This is a genomic window from Faecalimicrobium dakarense, from assembly GCF_000499525.1.
Classification (GTDB): Bacteria; Bacillota; Clostridia; order Peptostreptococcales; family Peptostreptococcaceae; genus Faecalimicrobium; species Faecalimicrobium dakarense.
The window spans coordinates 1-20,811 of sequence record NZ_HG529235.1 but is presented as its reverse complement, the minus strand read 5'-3'; the positions used below and the strand labels follow the sequence as shown (position 1 = coordinate 20,811).

Annotated in this window: 21 protein-coding genes and 1 pseudogene; 8 read left to right on the top strand and 14 right to left on the bottom strand. The window is 26.8% G+C overall.

Translation table 11 applies throughout. The features are described 5' to 3' along the window. Window positions 1-28: 28 nt before the first annotated feature. From dprA to BN899_RS01745, 3 genes are read right to left on the bottom strand one after another with little or no spacing between them, the layout of a single operon-like run. Entirely contained in the window at window positions 29-1,126 is a 1,098-nt protein-coding gene (dprA, locus tag BN899_RS01755) for a DNA-processing protein DprA (protein WP_042272074.1), read from the bottom strand. 9 nt (window positions 1,127-1,135) lie between these two features. Next, entirely contained in the window at window positions 1,136-2,665 is a 1,530-nt protein-coding gene (locus BN899_RS01750; RefSeq protein WP_042272071.1) for a YifB family Mg chelatase-like AAA ATPase, read from the bottom strand. 50 nt (window positions 2,666-2,715) lie between these two features. Next, window positions 2,716-3,060 carry a YraN family protein gene (locus tag BN899_RS01745; protein ID WP_042272068.1) on the bottom strand — a complete coding sequence of 115 codons (345 nt, stop codon included), beginning with the start codon at window positions 3,058-3,060 and terminating at the stop codon, window positions 2,716-2,718. Window positions 3,061-3,192: 132 nt separating this feature from the next. Between BN899_RS01745 and BN899_RS01740 the strand changes: the two genes are divergently transcribed. After that, a complete protein-coding gene (locus tag BN899_RS01740) occupies window positions 3,193-4,488 on the top strand; it encodes a CapA family protein (protein WP_042272065.1) in 1,296 nt (431 codons plus the stop codon). 46 nt (window positions 4,489-4,534) lie between these two features. On the opposite strand, the gene asnB is transcribed toward BN899_RS01740, so the two are convergent. Beyond that, the gene (gene asnB, locus BN899_RS01735) at window positions 4,535-6,307 is read right to left on the bottom strand and encodes an asparagine synthase (glutamine-hydrolyzing) (protein WP_334291358.1); all 1,773 of its coding nucleotides are present in this window, start codon (window positions 6,305-6,307) and stop codon (window positions 4,535-4,537) included. Between the two features lie 257 nt (window positions 6,308-6,564). On the opposite strand from asnB, the gene BN899_RS01730 reads away from it, so the two are divergent. From BN899_RS01730 to BN899_RS01710, 6 genes and pseudogenes are all read left to right on the top strand, one after another. Next, window positions 6,565-7,719, top strand: a complete 1,155-nt coding sequence (locus BN899_RS01730; protein ID WP_042272062.1) for a sensor histidine kinase — start codon at window positions 6,565-6,567, stop codon at window positions 7,717-7,719. Next, a complete protein-coding gene (locus tag BN899_RS01725) occupies window positions 7,712-8,356 on the top strand; it encodes a response regulator transcription factor (RefSeq protein WP_042272060.1) in 645 nt (214 codons plus the stop codon). Before BN899_RS01730 ends, BN899_RS01725 begins: the two co-directional genes overlap by 8 nt. An 87-nt stretch (window positions 8,357-8,443) precedes the next feature. Continuing rightward, window positions 8,444-8,868, top strand: a pseudogene (locus tag BN899_RS20310) (ATP-binding cassette domain-containing protein); the annotation flags it as partial. Next, window positions 8,857-9,381: an ABC transporter ATP-binding protein gene (locus tag BN899_RS20305; protein WP_350339258.1), complete on the top strand. Its 525-nt coding sequence runs from the start codon at window positions 8,857-8,859 to the stop codon at window positions 9,379-9,381. The pseudogene BN899_RS20310 and the gene BN899_RS20305, both read left to right, overlap by 12 nt. Window positions 9,382-9,392: 11 nt before the next feature. After that, window positions 9,393-10,454, top strand: a complete 1,062-nt coding sequence (locus tag BN899_RS01715) for an ABC transporter permease (RefSeq protein ID WP_042272057.1) — start codon at window positions 9,393-9,395, stop codon at window positions 10,452-10,454. Further along, a complete protein-coding gene (locus BN899_RS01710) occupies window positions 10,454-11,518 on the top strand; it encodes an ABC transporter permease (RefSeq protein ID WP_052356497.1) in 1,065 nt (354 codons plus the stop codon). Before BN899_RS01715 ends, BN899_RS01710 begins: the two co-directional genes overlap by 1 nt. 157 nt (window positions 11,519-11,675) lie before the next feature. Here BN899_RS01710 and BN899_RS01705 read toward each other — a convergent pair whose 3' ends face one another. The 9 genes from BN899_RS01705 to BN899_RS01665 form a co-directional block, all read right to left on the bottom strand. Further along, window positions 11,676-12,698 carry an alpha-hydroxy-acid oxidizing protein gene (locus tag BN899_RS01705; RefSeq protein WP_042272054.1) on the bottom strand — a complete coding sequence of 341 codons (1,023 nt, stop codon included), beginning with the start codon at window positions 12,696-12,698 and terminating at the stop codon, window positions 11,676-11,678. Window positions 12,699-12,739: 41 nt separating this feature from the next. Beyond that, entirely contained in the window at window positions 12,740-13,507 is a 768-nt protein-coding gene (locus BN899_RS01700) for a ribonuclease HII (RefSeq protein ID WP_042272051.1), read from the bottom strand. Between the two features lie 173 nt (window positions 13,508-13,680). Further along, window positions 13,681-14,289: a CPBP family intramembrane glutamic endopeptidase gene (locus BN899_RS01695; protein ID WP_052356495.1), complete on the bottom strand. Its 609-nt coding sequence runs from the start codon at window positions 14,287-14,289 to the stop codon at window positions 13,681-13,683. Between the two features lie 27 nt (window positions 14,290-14,316). Next, window positions 14,317-15,048, bottom strand: a complete 732-nt coding sequence (locus BN899_RS01690; RefSeq protein WP_042272048.1) for a zinc ribbon domain-containing protein — start codon at window positions 15,046-15,048, stop codon at window positions 14,317-14,319. Then, complete coding sequence (locus BN899_RS01685) at window positions 15,045-15,374, bottom strand: hypothetical protein (RefSeq protein ID WP_042272046.1); 330 nt, start codon at window positions 15,372-15,374, stop codon at window positions 15,045-15,047. Before BN899_RS01685 ends, BN899_RS01690 begins: the two co-directional genes overlap by 4 nt. Next, the gene (locus tag BN899_RS01680; RefSeq protein ID WP_052356493.1) at window positions 15,361-15,891 is read right to left on the bottom strand and encodes an RNA polymerase sigma factor; all 531 of its coding nucleotides are present in this window, start codon (window positions 15,889-15,891) and stop codon (window positions 15,361-15,363) included. Before BN899_RS01680 ends, BN899_RS01685 begins: the two co-directional genes overlap by 14 nt. A gap of 130 nt (window positions 15,892-16,021) precedes the next feature. Next, a complete protein-coding gene (gene brnQ, locus BN899_RS01675; protein WP_042272038.1) occupies window positions 16,022-17,326 on the bottom strand; it encodes a branched-chain amino acid transport system II carrier protein in 1,305 nt (434 codons plus the stop codon). A 250-nt stretch (window positions 17,327-17,576) separates the two neighbouring features. After that, window positions 17,577-18,962, bottom strand: coding sequence for an MATE family efflux transporter (locus BN899_RS01670; protein WP_042272036.1), 1,386 nt, complete (start codon window positions 18,960-18,962; stop codon window positions 17,577-17,579). A gap of 12 nt (window positions 18,963-18,974) precedes the next feature. Then, a complete protein-coding gene (locus BN899_RS01665) occupies window positions 18,975-19,394 on the bottom strand; it encodes a MarR family winged helix-turn-helix transcriptional regulator (RefSeq protein ID WP_042272033.1) in 420 nt (139 codons plus the stop codon). Window positions 19,395-19,883: 489 nt separating this feature from the next. Between BN899_RS01665 and BN899_RS01660 the strand changes: the two genes are divergently transcribed. Beyond that, window positions 19,884-20,600, top strand: coding sequence for a LytR/AlgR family response regulator transcription factor (locus tag BN899_RS01660; RefSeq protein WP_042272030.1), 717 nt, complete (start codon window positions 19,884-19,886; stop codon window positions 20,598-20,600). 79 nt (window positions 20,601-20,679) lie between these two features. Here BN899_RS01660 and BN899_RS20915 read toward each other — a convergent pair. Next, window positions 20,680-20,811: GHKL domain-containing protein (locus tag BN899_RS20915; protein WP_147568468.1), on the bottom strand; the 132-nt coding region annotated here is incomplete at its 5' end.

Here is a 20,811-nt window from a genome sequence, read left to right as displayed (position 1 = left end):
AACCACACACCCCCACTATCTATGTTATTTATACATTTAAACTGTATTTTTTATTATTCATCTCTATTAATACATCATTTAATACTAGTTCACTTAAAATTGTATTTACAGATTTTATTTCCATTCTAGTATTATCACAAATTTCATCTATATGCAAGACACCTTTATATTTTAAAGTCTCTATTACCTTGATACTTTCTTTGCTTAAACCTATATTATCATAATTTTTCCAATTTTCTTTAAAATTTATACTAGTTATTTCATATTCATTTAAAATATCTTCTATGCCATCTATTAACTTTGCCCCTTCTTTTATGATTTTATGGCAACCTTTACTCATATAGGAGTTTATATTTCCAGGAACTGCAAACACATTTTTACCTTGTTCTAATGCAAATTCAACTGTAATTAAGGAACCACTTTTTTCAGCGGCTTCAACCACTATAACACCACTACTTATACCACTCATAATTCTATTTCTATTGGCAAAATTACTTCTGTAAACATTTTCACCTATGTTATATTCAGATAATATTAAGCCCCCATCGTCTAAAATTTTATTTGCTAGTTTTATATTAGATTTTGGTAGAGGGCTATCAACAGAGGATGCGAAAACTGATATAGTTTTTGAGCTTCCTTCTATTGCTCCTAAATGACAGTATGAATCTATTCCGACAGCTAAACCACTTATTATATTTATCCCTTCATCTGATAATTTTTTACTAATATTTTTTGCACAATGAATACCATAGTCCGTTGGCTTTCGACTTCCAACCATCGCTAAGCTCATTTTATTAGCTATACCTATATCACCTTTATAAAATAATATTTTTGGTGCATCATATATGTGTTTTAAATTAGCAGGATAATTTTTATCCTCACTACAAATATACTCTATCGATTTATTGTATAAATTTTCCTTAATTTTATCTAAGTATGCAAGACTTTTATATTTTACTATATTTTCTTTAATATTTGTATTTATATTTTTTAAATCGTATATTTCCTTATCTGATGCGTTTATCAAGTTCTCAATATCCAAAAAGTTATTTTCTATTAATTCTATAGTATTATTAGTTACTCCTTTTATTGATTTTAACCACAGATATATATCTCTTTTTTCCATATTTATCTCCTATTTGAAATATGTATAGTATGCTTTTCTAAAAGAAAAAGCCTCCATTATATGATTATTATTTATAAAATCACTGCCTTCTAAATCAGCTATTGTTCTTGCTACTTTTATAAGTTTTGTGTAACTCCTATTGCTTAATTTATATTTATTTAATATTAATTTAGTAGTAGATAAAGCTTCATCATTTAACTTACAATAAGTTAAAATTTCAGATGATTTTATTTCATCATTAGTTTTTAGACCCTGATTTTCAAACCTTTTATTTTGAATTTCTCTTGCTTTTTGCACTCTTTCTTTTATAATTTTTGAACTTTCAGAATTAGTATTATTATTTAACTCATCATATGATACTGAATTTACCTCTATAAAAATATCAAATCTATCTAATAATGGACCTGATATCTTATTTTTATATCTATCTATATCAAAAGTTCTACATGTACATTCATTTTCAGACTTATAGTATCCACATGGGCAAGGATTCATTGCGCCTACTAAAAGTAAGTTACAAGGATATTTCATATTGTATTTTATTCTAGATATATTTATATACTTATCTTCTATGGGTTGTCTTAATGTCTCTAAAATCTTTCTATCAAATTCAGCCATTTCATCTAAAAATAGTACTCCTCTATGAGATAAAACTACTTCTCCTGGCTTAGCATTAATACCTCCACCTACTAAAGCCTGCCTTGTTGATGTATGGTGAGGAGATCTAAATGGTCTTTTATAAACTATTCCTTCATTTTCATCAAGTAATCCCGATGCACTATATATCTTAGTAACCTCTATCATTTCATCCTTTTTTATATCAGGTAGAATTGTTCTTATTCTTTTAGCAATCATTGTCTTGCCTGATCCAGGAGGTCCTACCATTAATATATTATGGTTTCCTGCAGCAGCTATTTCTGCTCCTCTTTTCACAAAGTAGTTTCCTGATACATCTTTAAAATCTTCATCATAATCATTTTCTTTGTTATCTGTATTTAAATTAATAGTACCTTTATTATCAATATTTAATTCACCATTTAAAAACCCTATACATTCCTTTAAGCTTTTAATTGGTATTATATCTATATCATCTATGAATGAACTTTCCACTAAGTTATCTGATGGTATAAAAATTCTTTTTATTCCTTGTTCTTTGGCCCCTATAACTATTGGCAAAATTCCTCTAACTTTTCTTAAACTTCCATCTAATGATAATTCTCCGACAAACATACTTTCATTTACGTACTTTTCATCCTTTTTTATAGCTTGTCTAAGTATTCCTATACATATAGATAAATCAAGGAAAGATCCTTGTTTTTTCATATCTGCAGGTGATAAATTTACTACTATTCTAGAATTTGGAAAGCTATATCCACTATTTATTATTGCTGATTTAACCCTATCTCTTGCTTCTTTTATCTCTGTACTTGCAAGACCTACTATGCTAAAGCAAGGTATTCCATTTGCTATATCAACCTCTACTTTTATTAAAAATCCTTCTATTCCTATTAAATTGCTCGAATTAATTATACTAAGCATTAAATTCCTCCACTAAAAGTTCGCTACTCTAATATCACAAAGGCAGTATCTTAAAATGCATTAACTATATGGTTTATTTTATTTTCATTTAAATATATTTCTATAACATCAAATCTCATAGGTTCATTATGTAAATTATTCCTCAGAATATAATAATTTGCAGTGGAAATTATCTTTTTTATTTTCTTATAATTTACAGCTTCAGATGGATATCCAAACTTTAAATTACTTCTTGCCTTTACTTCTACAAATACAATTTGGTTGTCTAGTTTGGTTATTATATCAATTTCTCCTGTTTTTATTTTATAATTCTTCTCTAATACCTTAGCACCTTTCGACATTAAATATTTTAAAGCGACATTTTCTCCAAAATCACCTTTTTCTTTATTATTCATCATTATTCTCCTAAGTTTTCTCCTTTATTTAGTGATTATTGTCATTGAAATCACTATATATACAGCTTTTATTTTTTATGATTGAAAATTTATAATTTTAAGATTAATATTACTATATGAGGGGGAGTTAGTATGTCTAGATCCAAAAATAACCAAATAAAGAAAAAAAAGAAAAAAATTTTATTTAAAAAATTATTTTTTATATTTTTTGTATTATTACTATCTAGCGGCTTTTTAATAACCAATCTTTCTAAAGATGTGAAATCAGATAAATCCATTTCAGAAAAGCAGGTTAAAGGGGAATTTTTTTCAAACATTACTAAGCAAGATACTAGTAAAATAACTTTAAGTGCAGTTGGAGATGTAATGGCACATAATCCACAATTAAAAGCACAATTTAATCCTGACACAAAATCTTATTCTTTTGATAATAACTTTAAATATGTAAAAAAATACATAGAAAATTCAGATTTAGCAATAGCCAACTTAGAAACTACATTAGCAGGTCCTTCTACTTCTTATACATCTTATCCTACATTTAATTCACCAGATGCATTAATTGATGGACTTAAATTCGCCGGAGTTGATATACTATCTACTATTAATAACCACTCTTTTGATAAAGGAGATTTAGGCGTAAAAAGAACTTTAGAGGTTTCTAAAGAAAAAGGATTTGATACTGTTGGTACTACTGAAAAGGTTGGTGATGTCAACTATTTAATTAAAGATGTTAACAATATAAAATTAGGTATTACTGCATTTTCTTACGGAGAGATAATAAACAATAGCAAAAGATTAAATGGAATAACAATATCAAATAATTCTAAAGATAAAATGAATATATTTGATATGCATAGTGTTGATAATGCATTTAATACTATAAGTAAAACCTTAGACAATCTTAAAGATACAGACATTCAAATAGTTATAATCCACTGGGGCAATGAATATCAAAGAACTCCTAGTGAGTTTCAGACAAAACTTGCTAAAAAGCTATCTGATGCCGGTGTAGATATTATTATAGGTTCTCATCCTCATGTTGTACAACCTGCTCAGATGATTAAATCAAGTAATGGTAGTAACGACACTTTAGTCATATATTCCCTAGGAAATTTCATATCAAATCAAAGAAGAGAACTTTTAGGAACTCCTTTTACTGAGGACGGATTAATGGCTGATATTGAAATAACTAAGGATTTTAATAAAAATAAAACATTTGTATCAAAAGTAAACTTTATACCTACTTGGGTTAATAAATATAGAACTTCAGGAAAAGATGTTTACGAAATAATACCAATAGCTGATAAAAATGAATTATCTACTATTGAAAATTTACCAATGGATAAAGTTAAAGCATCCTTTGAAAATACTATTACTCAAATTGAAAATAGAGATATTTTCAATATCCCTAATAATCCATTTGAGTAATTAAATAAATATAGCTTACTCTAATATTAGAGTAAGCTATATTTATTTAAATTGCCTCTATAAAAAATCTTTTATACCATACTAGAAATACATATATTGTATATACCTTTCTAGCATTATTTACTTTATTATTATAATGATTATCTAATAGTTTAATTAAATCCTTTGTTTTAAAAAACTCAGATGCATAATCGCTAGAAAAAGCTTCTTTTACAATATTATAATACTTTTCTTCCTTTAACCATAATCTTATAGGTACTGGAAATCCCTTCTTTTCACGCTTAGCCCATTCTTCTGGAAGGTTTTTCTTTGCAGCCTCTCTTAATGCAACCTTAGTAGTTACATCATTAACTTTGTATCTAGTAGGTATTGATTCTCCTACTTTCATTACTTCCTTATCTAAAAATGGAACTCTTAATTCTAATGAATGAGCCATACTCATTTTATCTGCTTTTAATAATATATCTCCTTGTAACCAAAGCTTTAAATCTAAATACTGTTTTTTAGCTATGTCATCTTTATACTTAACTTTATTGTATATAGGTCCTGTTATTTCTTTTATTGATTTTGAATTTGTATATTCTGGATTTAATATTTTCTTTGCTTCATTTTCTTCAAATATTAGCGCTTGTCCTATAAAGTAATCTTCTACTTTACTCCCACCTCTTATAATAGTAGTTCGTCCTTTAAAATTTGGTAATTTCCCAGCTACTTTCGCGGCTATATTTCTAAATTTATAAGGTATTTTTTTATATTTTTTTAATCTATCGTCATCATCATACCATTCATATCCACCAAAGATTTCATCTGCTCCCTCTCCAGATAAAACAACTGTTACATGTTCTCTAGCTAATTCAGATAAAAAGTATAATGGTAAAGATGATGGGTTTGATTGAGGTTCATCCATATGGTACTGTATTTTAGAAATATTTTCAAAACATTCATCTGCAGTTACTACCTTTTGAATATTTTCTATACCTAATGAGTCTGATAACTCCTTTGCAAGACTTGATTCATTAAATTTATCCTGTTCAAATCCTACTGAGAATGATTTTTGCGGCAATAGACACGCAGCTATATAACTAGAATCTACTCCACCTGATAAAAATGCTCCTACTGGTACTTCACTATCTTTATGAACTTCAACTGATTCTTTAACCACTTTTTCTATTTTTTCTACGCTTTTATTCAAAGATATTATTTCTTGTCTAAAATCTATATCCCAATACTCCTTAGTTGTTAATTTTCCATCTTTAAATTTAAGATAATGACCAGGATTAAGCTTAAACACACCTTTGAAAAAAGTTTCTTCTAGTACTGAATATTGAAATGTTAAATATGGTTTTAAAGCTTCTTTGTTAATCTCTTTTTTAAAGTTTGGGTGCTTTAAAAAACTTTTTATTTCTGATCCAAATAATAAACCATTATCATCAGTTAGATAATAATATAATGGCTTTATTCCAAAATGATCTCTTGCTGCAAATATACTATTATCATATTTATTATATATTACAAAAGAAAACATACCTCTTAATTTCTTAAGCATACTTTCTCCAAATTCTTCATAGCAGTGAATCAATACTTCACTATCTGTAGTCGTAGTAAAAATATGACCTCTATTTATTAATTCATATCTTAATTCTTTGTAATTATATATTTCTCCATTAAATACTAAAACTAAATTTTTATCTTCATTAAATATAGGTTGTAGCCCGTTGTCTAGTCCTATAATACTAAGTCTTCTAAACCCCAATGCTATATTATTATCTATATATTCTCCTGTTTGATCAGGTCCTCTATGTATTATAGTCTCTAACATATCACTAATTACTCTTTTTTATTTAAAATTTTATCTAAAAATCCTACAAACCCACACATAATTTTACTCCTTACTAATTCTTATATTTGTCTATTTGTCTGTGATTATTATAAGTTTAACTACTTTTTATTTCAATGATTTATGGATTTTGTAAATTTTTTGTAAAATTTATTTTTAATATCCATAAAAATTCATTTGAGTAATTAATAAATATAGCTTATCCTAATATTAGAATAAGCTATATTTTAGGGGGTTTTATGAATAAAAATAATTTAGCTACTTTTACTAGGTATATATCATTATTTATGATAATTATAAACATCATGACTTATAATAATATTTCAAATATATCATTTTTCTTAAGTCTAATTTTTATAATAAATAATCAAATTAGATTCTTTAATTTTAACAATAAAAACTTGCCTATGATAATTTCGTCACTTTTAGAGTTTATATTAATTTTAGCCTTGTATAATTATACATACAAATTTACACCATTTTATTTTTTACCACTAATTATTGATATATGTTTTTCAAAAATTATAAAGAATAAATATTTATATCTAATTATACTTATAGGTTCTTATTTTATTATAAATTTTAATAATTCAATATACTCTTCAATTGAATACTCTCTTATACTAAGTTTGATCTCATTATTATATTTATATATATATAACGAGGATATTTTTAAAATTAACATCCAAAATGTTTATGATAAGCTAAGAATTTCTGAAGATAAGTTAAAAAAATCAAATTCTGATTTAGAAGTTTATATAAGCTCTGTTGAAGAATTAGCTATATTAAAAGAAAGAAATAGAATATCGAGAGAAATTCACGATAGCGTAGGTCATTCTCTATCTACAACTATAATTCAATTAGGTGCTATTGAAAATTTAGTATCTAAAGATGAAGACTTAAAAGAATTGGTTCATGAATTAAGAGAATTTGTTAAAGAGAGCTTTAAAGAAGTTCGAGAAGCTGTAACATCTTTAAAGCCAGAGGGATATGAAAACTACCAAAATTTGTTTAAGATAGAAGAACTAATAAGAAACTTTATTAAAATGACTAATATTGATGTTAAAATGACTGTGTCAAAAAATACTTGGAATCTTTCAAGCGTTCAATGCACAGCTTTATATAGAATTATCCAAGAATCACTTTCAAATTCTATAAGGCACGGAAAAGCAACGAAAGTTAATATATTTATTACCTTTAACTCTAATAATCTGATACTATCTATTAAAGATAATGGAATTGGATGTAAAGATATAAAAAAAGGTAATGGTCTAAATAGTATAAAAGAAAGAGTTGACGAATTAAATGGAAAAGTTGAATTTATTACTTCTAATGATGGTTTTATAATCCACACATCTTTTCCGAAAAATACAAGGAGTGAATTTGTTGAGTAAAATAAAAATATTAATAGTAGATGATGAAAAATTAATAAGAAAAGGTTTAAAAATAATACTTAGCTCTTATAGTGATTTAGATATAATTGGAGATGTTTCTAATGGATATGAGGCTTTAGAGTTTTGTAGAAATAATCATGTAGATTTAGTTCTTATGGATATAAGAATGAGCGTTTGTGATGGGGTACTGGGCACTCGTCTTATAAAAGAATATGATGATTTAATATCAGTACTTATACTTACAACCTTTAATGATGATGAATATATAAAAAATGCTATAAAATTTGGTGCATCAGGATATCTACTAAAAGATAGCTCTGATGAAGTTTTATACGAAGGAATTAGATCTAGTGTCTCAGGAAATATTGTATTAGATAAAAATGTTGCTCCTAAAGTTATATCTAGCGAAAAAACAGTTGATCATAATGAAATATTAAATAAATATAATTTATCAGATAAAGAAGTCTCTATTATAAAATTAGTAGCAAGTGGCCTTACTAATAAAGAGATTGCCAGTGAACTATTTTTATCTGAAGGAACAATAAAAAATAATATAACTAATATATTATCTAAACTTGAGCTTCGTGACAGAACTCAACTCGCAATTTTTGCTTTTAAAACTAAAATAGTGACTTAAGTCATTTTTTAAAGTTACTTTATGGTATAGATTTACCTCCCATAATTTTCTATTATAATATTAGAAATTTATTTGGGAGGTTTTTTCATGAGTATTATAAAGGTAGAAAATATAACAAAAAGATTTAATGACAAACTTGTTCTTGATAATATTAGCTTTTCTGTAAATGAAGGTGAAATATTTGGTCTTATCGGTCCAAATGGAGCTGGTAAATCAACATTAATTAACATAATTACAAATCTTATGTTAGCTAACAATGGTTCTGTTGAAATTAATGGCTTTGATTTAAAAAAGGATCCTATAAAAATAAAATCAATTATTGGATTAGTCCCTCAAGAACTTGCAATAATTGAAACTTTAACACCTTATGATAATTTAGAATACTTCGGTGCATTATATGGACTTAGTGGAAAATTATTAAAAGAAAGAATTAATGAAGTATTAGATATATGCGGACTTTTAGATATGAAAAAGAAAAAGTTAAAAAGCTTTCTGGTGGTATGAAAAGAAGACTAAATATAGCAATCGCTCTACTTCACCACCCTAAAATATTAATACTTGATGAACCAACAGTTGGTGTTGACCCACAATCGAGAAATTATATATTTACATTCTTAAAAGATTTATCAATAAATAAAAACACGACTATAATATATACTTCTCATTATATGGAAGAAGTAGAACAACTTTGTTCTAAAATATTTATTATTGATGAAGGAAAAGAAATAGCATCTGGAGATAAAGAATACTTAAAATCACTTGTTTTTAGTAATACAAAGTTAATAATTGAAGTTAATAATATAACTGCAAATCTAATATTTGATTTAAAAAATATTAATGGAGTTTTATCTTTAAACGAAGAAGATGCTTCTACATTATCATTAATTATTGATAAGAGCTTTACTATATCAAAAGCTTTATCAGTAATAGAAAACCATAATGTATCTATATCTAAAATTACTTATGAAGAACCAAGCCTTGAAGATGTATTTTTAAATCTTACAGGTAAAAATCTTAGAGATTAGGAGGTAGTATTATGAGACTATTTTATAGTATAAAATTTTTCTTTAAAACTCTTAAAAGTGCTTTTATTATGAATCTATTTTCATTTTTAATTCTACCTTTAGCTATGTCTTTATTTTTAATAAACATTGGAAAAGTGCAGTTTCAAAATCTTAATGAATCTGAAGTAACCCCAATTGTTATATCTGATAATGATAAATCAGATTCATCAAAATCCTTTGTTGGTTTTATTGATAAAGATCTAGATAAACTGTTTGAAATTACTAACGATAAAGATACTTCAGATTTAGAAATTATTATACCTAATAACTATGAAGAAAGTTTGTTAAATAATAAAGAAACTTCAATAGAAATTAAAAATTTAACTACTAAGTCTAGGACAAGTAATTTATTAAAGAATATAATAGATGATTATCATGAAAGCTTGTATTTTGTAGGTATAGAAACTTCTTTTATAGAAAATTCTTTTGTCAAAAGTAACTTAACGCAAACTTCTGGAGAGTATTTTTCTATAATATGTTTAACATATCTGGTTATTCTTTTTATTAGCAATATTATTTTAGGAAGTTACTTATGTGAGTCTAATGGCTATAAAAAAAGAATGCTATCAATGCCCATTAGTAGAACTATTTTATTAATTTATGATTTTGTTACACTATTTATATATTCTTTAATATTTGTACTTCCTTATATATTAATTCATAGATATTTAAATATATCATTTACAGGGAATTTAACTATTTTAATATTTTTAGCAATGATTATTTCTATACTTATGTCATCTTGTTCTAATTTTATTAGTGTATTTTTCCCTAAAAAATATGGTCAAGTTATAGTTTATGGATTGCTTTTTGCACAAATGATATTCGGTGGAATCTTTTCACCTTTTGTAGATATTTTAGAAAAGTTTTATAAATACTCTCCACTTTATTTAATTAGTGATTTACTTACTAAGTTTGTTGAATACAACAATATTAACTCTATTATAGAACCTACTCTTACAATATTATTAATATCATTAATTTTATTTGGAGCTTCTTTAATAAAAGAAAAATACAGCTGGAGGGAATTTTAATGAATATAATAAATTTAACTTTATCAAATTTAAAAAGGTATATAAAATCTCCTAGCTTAATATTGCCTATGATTTTAATACCTATAGTCTCAGTATCTGCATTCTTTACTATATTTAACGATAATGATTCTTCTATACCATCAGTTCCTTTTGCTTTAGTCTGCAACTTAGATGGAGAATATGAAGAAAAATTAATAAAAGAATTAAATCTAAAAGAAAATGTATTTTTAATTGAGGATAAAGGTAATGCAATTACGTTACTTAAAAATAATAAAATATCCTCAGTATTTATTTTAGATGAAAACTTTTCAAATGATATTAATAGTTTAAAAAATCCTACAGTAAAATCAGTTAAAGTTGAAGATGGTGGAGGCAGTATTTTTGCTGAATCTAAAATAAATAAATTTATAAGTAGTTCTTTAAAATCAAAATCAGATAATAAAGATATTAATCTTATTACATCTAAGATAGTTGAAAAGAAATCTTCTTTTGGTTTAGGTTCAACAATGCCTATATTTTTTACATCTTATTTACTATATTTGTTTGCTTATTCTTTTTGCAAAGATTTATTAGATTTAAAAAAATCAAACGTATTAAAAAGAATGCTATCTACTAAAAATAAAGATTTTGAAATACTATTTAGTTTATGCCTATCACTGTTTATTGTTCAAGCATCTGCATCTTCATTATCATTAATATTAATAAACGTTATAAACGGAATCGAAATTAATATATCTATGATACTTATTGTTATTGCAAATAGCTTTGTAGTTACTGGTCTTGTAATGTTCTTATGTAGAGTGTTTAAAACTGATGCTGCTATCAGTATGGCAACTACCTTATATGCTTTATTAAGTGCCGGATTATCTATTCCAACATTAATCCCTTCATTAAGTATGAAGATACCTTTTTTACATAACTTAGCTAAGTTATCTCCAATATATTGGGTATTTGAAGCCTTAAATGGTAAAAGCATAATACTTTCACTTATTGCTTTAATTTTGATGGGATTAGTATTTGTAACTTGCGGTAGCTTTAAACTTAGAAATTTTGCTAAAAACTAAAATTCGCTTCGCTTAAGCCACTGAGTGGGCGATATACTTCATATCGCTCAATTAATTCGCCAACACGTTGCTCAAACGACTATGTCTGTTGCTTAAGATTAGATGATAGTATACAAAATAATAGTGTCTCTAATAATTATTAGAGACACTATTATTTTTACATACTTTTATATATTACCTTTTCATCTATATCATTTATAGTCTGACATCCTGTAAGTATCATTGTCCCATTTAACTCAGACTTTAATTTTTCCACATAAGTTTTTACACCGTCTACTCCACCACCAAATGAAGCAGTTACAAACGGTCTTCCTACTAATACCGCATCTGCACCAAGACCTATCATCTTAAGAACATCTACACCTGTTCTAACACCACCATCTACAAGTATAGTAACTTTACCTTTAACAGCCTTTGCAATTTGTGGAAGTACCTCAGCCGCCCCTGGTGTACAGTCTAACACTCTTCCACCATGATTTGATACAACTATAGCATCCACTCCACATTCTGCTGCCATAATAGCATCTTCAGGCGTCATTATACCTTTTAATATAAATGGTAATTTTGTAGATTTTTTTAACTCTTTTATAGCATCCATATTTTTAGGAACTACAGTTTTTCCATGCATTGATAATGTAACAAGTCCACAAGCATCTATATCAACACCAACTGCAAATGCTCCTGCTTCTTCAGCTAACTTTATCTTTTTTATTATATCATGGTTTTCCCAAGGCTTTATAAATACTATGCCTTCACCATTATTTTCTTTTAATACGCTTAAGTTTTCTATTAAGAATTCATCTACTGCTGTATCTCCAACCATAGCATAAATTCCTGCATCTATACATCCTTTAACTACTGGTTTTATATATTCTCTTTCAGTTATTTTTCCACCCATATTTAAAGTAGTTCCAGTTATAGGAGCTGCAAATATAGGAGCATCCATTTTTTTACCAAATAATTCTATACTCATATCAGGCTTTGATACATTATGTATAGTTCTCATATTTATTTTTACTTTGTCTAAGCTATTAAAGTTCTCTATAAATGATGATCCACTTCCTTTACCACCCATTCCTGGAACTTCTCCTGCACAAACAACACCATTACATGATTTACATACTCTACAACTTTTATTTAAATTTTCACGAGCATTTTTTAGCATTTCTTTATAATCCATTTTAAATCCCCCAATTATAAATTTTAATTTATACCTTTATATTATAACACATTCTTCAAGAAGCTCTTTCTATGTATAGGAGTTATACCATGCTTTTCAATTGCTTCATAATGTTCTTTTGTACCATAACCTTTATGACTTTTAAATCCATACTCTGGATACATTTCATCATATTGATACATTATACTATCTCTTGTAACTTTAGCTAATATACTTGCCGCTGCTATTGATATAGATTTTGAGTCTCCTTTGATTATTGGCTTTTGAGGTGTATCTACTCCTGGTATAGTTGCTGCATCTATTAATAAGTAATCTGGAGCTTTTTCTAAACAATTTATAGCTTTTTTCATAGCCATATAAGTAGCTTGTAATATATTAAATTCGTCAATTTCATTATTATTAACTATACCTATTCCATAATCTAGCGCTTGTTCCTTTATTATATCAAATAACTCATCTCTTTTAGCTTCACTTAGTTTTTTCGAGTCATTTATACCTTCTATCTTAGTATTTGGTTTAAATACTACTACAGATGCTACGACAGGACCAGCAAGTGGACCACGACCTGCTTCATCGATACCACCTATATATAAGTATCCCTTATTGTATCCTTCATTTTCAAATATGTTTATTGTTTCTAATCTTTCGTTTTCTTTTCTTATAGCATCTAATTTTTTTGCCATTTTCACAGCTATATTTTGAACAGATTTTCTTTCATCATTTCTTAGTATTTCTATATATTCTAAATAGCTATCAGTAGATAGACTATCAACTATTTCTTTTATTTCTTTTACACTTTTATCTTTCATAGTTTTCTCCTTAGTTTGAGTGATATTTTACACTTTATATTTTTCATAGATATAACTTAGTATACATCATATTTATTTTATTTAAAATATATAAGCTATTTGGGATTATTATAAAAATTTATCATCTTAAAATAATAAAAGCTGAACTTTAAGTTCAGCTTTTATTATTAAAATTAAATTATACTAAATGCTTGTAGCATTGAAAGAATTAAATTTCCAATTCCGTGTATTAGCCAACTAGGAATTATAGATCCTCCTGAGGCTTTCTCTGCAGTATATCCAAGGAGCCATCCGCCAAATCCAGTTATAATTGTTATTATTAATGCCTTAAAAGGCGTTATTACAATAAAAAGCATTGCCCCGTGTAAAAGTCCAAATAACAATCCTTGTATTAAATTTCCAGTTGTAAATCCAAACTTACTACATAATCTTTTTCCAAGAAATCCCCTAAAAAATATTTCTTCGGATAGTCCCGTATTTATCATAGAAAATAGTAGTATAGGAATTAATGCTGAAAACCCCTTACCTGCATAAGAACTTTGAATTGTAACATTATCTGGAACTAAATTCGGAACTAAAAATACTTGAGATATAATACAAGAAAATGCAAATATAAAAACACATGTAAAAATCTTTTTATAATCTCCATCAACCTTTTTTAGTCCAATCCATGAAAAGAAATTTTCCTTTTTTCTAGCTGTAAGTAACCACCATATAATTGGTATAAATGAAAAAAATGCTATCTGAAAAACAGACCCCCTCAGTAATTCTAAAATATTCATATTATTTATTACTCCCCTTTTATATTGTTACTCCCAATAAGCTTTAAACGCTACACCCTTACAATCTTCGTTTATTAAAGTTAATTTAATTTTTCCATTGTTAAAATCACTTAAATCTATTTCTTTAATTCCCTTAGTATCTTTAATATCTATAGTATCTTCTTTACTTCCTTGCTCTAATTTCAATCCTAAATTCCCTTCTTTACTTTTAGCTTCTATAAATAAAGTAGATGGCGTATTATTTTCTTTATTTATATTTCTAGAAAACTTTGATGTTGATTTATAGTAAGATATATTCCACTTACTTTTTGTATTAGTCTCTAAAAGAAATAAAGACATTCCACTTTTAATCTCAAAATCTCCAGAACCTAAATCTTCATTACTAATCACACTAAAAATAGTCCACACAAAACACATAGCAGCTATTATAAAGCTAACTATAAATCCAATTAGAAAATGCTTTGTCGGCCTTTTTTCTATTTCTTTAGCATTGGATACTAAAGTACCACAATTTATGCAGTACTTAGAAGAACTCGATATATTGCTATCACAATTGCTACACTTAACATTATTTTGCTTTCTAGCAACTAAAAAGTAAATTAAAAGTCCTATTCCATTTGGCCCAAGTATTACTATTGCCGTCCAAAGTGCTGCATTTAAACCTCTATTACTTGAATCCCTGTATGTCCAAAGTCCCAAAAATATTCCCATTATAGCTATTGATAGTAAACATAACCCTAATCCTAAAAATGTATTCATATAATAATTTTCGCTCCTTTCTTAAGTTCAAAATATTTGAGGCCAATAAATGTCATTATAATATTAAAAAATACAGCTATAAAACATAAAGTAAGTAGTATATTTTGTATTAATAGTCTAGATACAAACATTCTTACTCCTACAAAAGTAAACATTCCAATAGCTATAGATACAATCATTGGTAGCCACCAAATTGATATTCCTCTTTCTTCTTTAGCTTTATTTTCAATTTTAAACTTTAAACTTTCATTTAAATCTGTAGATGGTAATTTATCACACGAAAGAGAAGTTTTTAGTAAATCATCTATATTTTTATATTCTTTCATATCCCATAGCCTCCAATCTATCCTTTATTATAATCCTAGCTTTATACAGCCTACTTTTAACAGTCCCTTTAGGTATTTTTAGTGCTTTAGATATCTCCTCAACTGACATCTGAGCTGTATAATACATAATAATCGGAAATTTGAATTTATCTTCTAATTTCGATACAACTAAATTTACTTCAGATTCTATTTCCTTATTTATAATTTCATTTTCTATATTTACTTTGTTATCTTTTATATCTAAAGATTCATATTCATCAATGTTTATTCCTTGAGCAATTGTATTTCTCCTGGTATTTTTTCTTATGTAATTTTTCCATAGTTTTATTGATACTGATATTAAAAAACTCTTGGGATTTTTATCTTTATTTAGCTTATCTCTTAACTCCATTGCCTTTAGAAATGTTTGCTGGTATAAGTCTTCACCATCATCTTTATCTTGAGTAAGCTTTATACAAAATTTATATATTATACCACCGTATTCATCTATAAGACTTTCTATATCCTCCAAATCCAATAACATCACCCCTTCCTCTATATATTATCGTCACAACTTTTAAAACGGTTCATTTTAAATTAAAATATTAAAAATATAAATTTATTGTACATAAAAAAATCGTTGATACTATAAGTATCAACGATTTTCATTAATTTGCTCTATCTATTCTATCTTTAATTTCATTATTATCTATTGATGGTATAAAGTTTCCTATAACTCCAGCTATTACAACAGGCACTATCCAGTTGAATCCTAATGGTGCAAATGGTAGTTTAGAAAGAAAAGATGTATCTAAGCCAAACTTATTTGCAAATGGTAGTATGCTTATAATTAAAGCCATATAAGCTGCACCCTTAAATGCATTATTATTTTTTATTTTATTTCCAAATAACGTCATTATTACTAATACAATCGTTACTGGATATACCATATCTAGTATTGGAGCTGAGAATTTTATTATTGTACTTACTCCAAAGTTTGATACTATTGCACTAAATATACAAACTACTATAACTACTACTTCATACTTTAACTTTCCTTTAGTAAGATTTTCAAAAAATTGTCCCGTCGCTGATGTAAGTCCTACTGCTGTCGTTAAACAAGCTAATCCAACTATAGCTGAAAGTATTATTTTTCCTGGTTTCCCAAGAAGTGATGCAGTCATTTCAACTATTAAAGTAGTCTGTGCAACATCCTGACCATAGATTTTTGATACTGTTGCTCCAAGGTAAGTTAATCCACCATATACAAAACATAATCCTATTGCTGCAACTACACCTGATTTAATAGTTAATTTAACTTTTTCTTTAGCATCAGTGTAACCTTTGTTACCTAATGATGTTATTACAACTGTAGACAATGCTACTGCACCTAATGCATCCATTGTCTGATAACCTTGTGCTACACCTTCTGCGAAGACATGTTCTATCATTGGTTTTGGATTAATAGCCCCAAGCGGAGATATTATTCCTTTAATTATTAATACTGCAAGTGCTATAAGAAGCGCTGGCGTTAAAAATTCACCTATTATGTCTACAACCTTTGACGGTCTTATTGTTAATATTAATGTTATTGCGAAGAATATCACCGAAAATAATACTGGATTAACTCCACTAAATAACGGCGCTACCCCCATTTCAAAAGTCGTTGCTGCTGTTCTAGGTATTGCTAAAAGTGGTCCAAGGCATATCATTATTGCTGTGCCTAATACTATCGAAAGATTTTTGCCTGGTCTACCAAGTACTTTATTTATATCTCCTCCACATTTTGCTGCTGCTATTATTGCTAATAATGCTAATCCTACGTCTGCTATAACAAATCCACTAAATCCTGTAATCCAAGATTCTCCTGATATCACTCCTAAAAATGGCGGAAATATTAAGTTCCCTGCGCCGAAAAACATTGCAAATAACGCAAAGCCTACTACTATTACGTCTTTATTTGTTTTGTTCATATTGGCATCCTTTCAATTCTTAAAATTTTATAATATACATTTTCAAATAATTATACAGCTCAATTTTCGGACTGTCAACAATATTTCAAATATATACTAAATTCGAAATTTTGTATACAATTGATACAATTTCTTGCATCTAAGATATTCCAATGGTTTGATTCCTTACTAAACTTGCAAAATATAGTTAGATTTCAAATAAAAAAAGCATAGATTTTTTATAATCTATGCTAAATTATAACTTATTTTATTATGATTGGAATTCTGTTTTTAATTCTACCTCTTCTTCAGTATTATCTGTTTTATATCTTCCTAACTCTTTAAGTAATACTGCTACAGTTATAACAGTTGATAAGAAATCTGATACAGGTTGTGCATACCAAACTCCATTTAATCCAAAGAATTTAGGAAGTATCATTATCATAGGTATTAATAATATTACCTGTCTTAATAAACTTAATATCATTGCAGATTTAGCTTTACCAACAGATTGCATATAATTACTTCCTGTTATAGATATACCTATTATAGGTAACATCAATAGATATATCTTAGCCCCATTTATTGTTATGTCCATAAGTTTTGGGTCTTTATTAAACATTCCAACTATAAATTCTGGTTTTACTTGTATTAAAATCCATCCAATAGCCATTATAATACTTGCTACTACTGCTGATATTTTAAATGTTTTATTCGCTCTATCATATTTCTTAGCTCCATAGTTAAATCCTATTATAGGTTGAGCACCTTGGTTTATACCAAATACAGGCATTAAAAATATCATAGATATAGAAGATACTGTAGCCATAGCACCTATTGCTAAATCTCCTCCATATGCCTTTAAAGCATTATTAGATATTACTTGAACTAAACTTGCTGATATTTGCATTGCAAATGGAGCAGAGCCTATTGCAAATATTAACTTGACTAATGATTTATCAAGTTTTAAACTAGATTTTCTAAATTTCAAGTTAGACTTTCCTCTAATATAATACATTAATGCCCATATTGCTGTAACCATTTGAGAAGTTACAGTAGCTATAGCAGCACCTTTTATTCCCATATTAAACTTAAATATTAATAGTGCATCTAATACTATATTAGTTAAACATCCTACAACCATTATCAATGCTGCAAGTTTTGGGTTTCCATCTCCTCTTATAGTATTATTTAATGTAAATGCAATTATATTAAATAAAGTACCACCTAATATTATATAAATATACGATTTTGCATAATGTAGGGTAGCATCGCTAGCCCCAAATATTTTTAATATACTATCTCCAAATAGTATACCTACTACACTTATTACTAAACTAATTATTACCGATAAAGTTATTGTATTTCCTATTATAGTTTCTGCATCTTCTTTTTTACCTTGACCTAACTTAATAGATATATTGGCAGTAGCACCTACACCTATTAACATTCCAAATGCAAGTATTATAGTCATTATAGGCATTGTTACACCTACTCCTGTTATTGCTAAAGCTCCTACATCTGGTATATTTCCTATAAATATTCTATCAACTACATTATATAAAGCATTTACTATCATACCGATTATCGCTGGTACTGAATATTTTAAAAGTAATTTACCTATAGATTCAGTTCCTAACATTTGTTGATTTGCCATATATTTTCCTCCTTATTTAATTTTACATATTTTTTTTAATAATAATTTCATCATGTCTTTTTCTTCTTCATTTAATTGAGAGGTTATCATATCTTCCCACTCATTTAAAACATTTTGTATATCTTCTTTTACATCTTTACCTTTATCTGTTAAATACAGTTTGTAAGCTCTTTTATCTTTTTCATCTTTTATCCTTAATAAAAAATCTTCTTCTTCTAGCTTTTTTATCGCCCTTGCTGTAGTTCCTTTATCTATATTTAATACTTCTGATAGTTCTTCTTGAGATCTGCCATCTTGCCTATATAATTCCATTAAAAACATAAACTGGCCAGATCCTACCCCTACATTACAAAGCTCTCTACTTATAAATGAATTTCCTTTTCTATATAATTGAGAAATATATTTTCCAATATAATCATTATTTCTAGACATTAAAATCTCACCATCCAAAGTTTTGTTTATTGTATACACAAAATTATATTATACACTTATTTAGTTGTATATACAACTACTTTATTATACATTATTTTAGTTGCATGCACAACTATTCCAATATAAAATTTTTTTAAATCATAAATAAAAAAGATTAGCTTAATATAACTAATCTTATAAATAATTATTTTTCTATGTTTAAATATTTACCCTTTTTTTTAGTCTATAATCTCATGTTTCAAACTTTATTTTCTTTACTAATATTTATACTTTTTATTTTTAGATTTACTTGTCTCGATTTTATAAATAAATTCAATTGCAATATTTTATTAATAGTTTCATGTTAAAATATTTCATGTGATTTATTTGTCTTTTTTTGTTGTAAAACAATATTTTTGGTATCAAATTAGTATCAAAACAATATTCATATAGTATATACTTAGTAGGGCAATCATTTTTCATATTTACCGATAAAGGGGGAGGTTTTTCATGATTAATGTAACTATCTGTGATGACGATAAAGTAGTTAGAGACTTCATAAGAAGCACATTAGAATATATATCAATTCAGCATTGTTTAAGCATAAATATAAAAGAGTTTGAATCTGGGGAGAAATTTATAGATTCATATAAAAAACATGATAATCATAGCAATATTATATTTCTTGATATAATTTTAGAGTCAATATCTGGTATAGAAATCGCTAAAATTATAAATGAATTTAACAACGGTACACAAATTATACTAACTAGCTACAGTAAAGATTACATATTAGATGGCTATGAAGTTGGAGCTTTAAATTATTTATTGAAACCATTATCTAAAGATTCTATTACTAAAGAATTTATGAGAGCATTAGATAATTTATATAATACTAATACTAAGTTATTTAAAATAAATCAAGGTAGCAGACTGATAACCATTCCTTTAGTTGATATTAACTATTTTGAAGCTTTCAATAGAAAAGTTATTGCTCATTTAGATAATGAATCTATTGAATTTTACAGTAAATTTGATGATGTAGATAAAAGAGTTTGTGATTATGGATTTGCCAAATGTCATCGTAGTTATATAGTTAATATTAGTAAGATAACAGAGCTTTCATCATCTGAAATAACACTTTTGAACGATGCAAAAATCCCTATTAGTAGAAAGTTTATACGCAAAATAGAAGACTTATTCTTCAATTTTATACATATATTGTAATTTTCTTATAATATCTATTAAATTAATAACTGTTTAATACCTAAAAATAAAGTAATCCAATACGGATTACTTTGTTTTTCTAATTTTTCATTAGTATAGATAACTGGAATATTTTTTCATCATAATTAATTCTTATCTTTCCATTATATTTTTCTATACTGTTCTTTACATTTTTTAATCCTAATCCGTGATTGTATTTATCCTTTTTAGA

Coding starts and splice junctions, on each gene's coding strand:
- BN899_RS01715 (WP_042272057.1), top strand. CDS start 9,393: ATGAGACTATTTTATAGTATAAAATTTTTCTTTAAAACTCTTAAAAGT.
- brnQ (WP_042272038.1), bottom strand. CDS start 17,326: ATGAACAAAACAAATAAAGACGTAATAGTAGTAGGCTTTGCGTTATTT.
- BN899_RS01700 (WP_042272051.1), bottom strand. CDS start 13,507: ATGAAAGATAAAAGTGTAAAAGAAATAAAAGAAATAGTTGATAGTCTA.
- BN899_RS01745 (WP_042272068.1), bottom strand. CDS start 3,060: ATGAATAATAAAGAAAAAGGTGATTTTGGAGAAAATGTCGCTTTAAAA.
- BN899_RS01685 (WP_042272046.1), bottom strand. CDS start 15,374: ATGAAAGAATATAAAAATATAGATGATTTACTAAAAACTTCTCTTTCG.
- BN899_RS20305 (WP_350339258.1), top strand. CDS start 8,857: ATGAAAAGAAGACTAAATATAGCAATCGCTCTACTTCACCACCCTAAA.
- BN899_RS01710 (WP_052356497.1), top strand. CDS start 10,454: ATGAATATAATAAATTTAACTTTATCAAATTTAAAAAGGTATATAAAA.
- dprA (WP_042272074.1), bottom strand. CDS start 1,126: ATGGAAAAAAGAGATATATATCTGTGGTTAAAATCAATAAAAGGAGTA.
- BN899_RS01750 (WP_042272071.1), bottom strand. CDS start 2,665: ATGCTTAGTATAATTAATTCGAGCAATTTAATAGGAATAGAAGGATTT.
- BN899_RS01705 (WP_042272054.1), bottom strand. CDS start 12,698: ATGGATTATAAAGAAATGCTAAAAAATGCTCGTGAAAATTTAAATAAA.
- BN899_RS01660 (WP_042272030.1), top strand. CDS start 19,884: ATGATTAATGTAACTATCTGTGATGACGATAAAGTAGTTAGAGACTTC.
- BN899_RS01730 (WP_042272062.1), top strand. CDS start 6,565: ATGAATAAAAATAATTTAGCTACTTTTACTAGGTATATATCATTATTT.
- BN899_RS01665 (WP_042272033.1), bottom strand. CDS start 19,394: ATGTCTAGAAATAATGATTATATTGGAAAATATATTTCTCAATTATAT.
- BN899_RS01670 (WP_042272036.1), bottom strand. CDS start 18,962: ATGGCAAATCAACAAATGTTAGGAACTGAATCTATAGGTAAATTACTT.
- BN899_RS01740 (WP_042272065.1), top strand. CDS start 3,193: ATGTCTAGATCCAAAAATAACCAAATAAAGAAAAAAAAGAAAAAAATT.
- BN899_RS01690 (WP_042272048.1), bottom strand. CDS start 15,048: ATGAATACATTTTTAGGATTAGGGTTATGTTTACTATCAATAGCTATA.
- asnB (WP_334291358.1), bottom strand. CDS start 6,307: ATGTTAGAGACTATAATACATAGAGGACCTGATCAAACAGGAGAATAT.
- BN899_RS01695 (WP_052356495.1), bottom strand. CDS start 14,289: ATGAATATTTTAGAATTACTGAGGGGGTCTGTTTTTCAGATAGCATTT.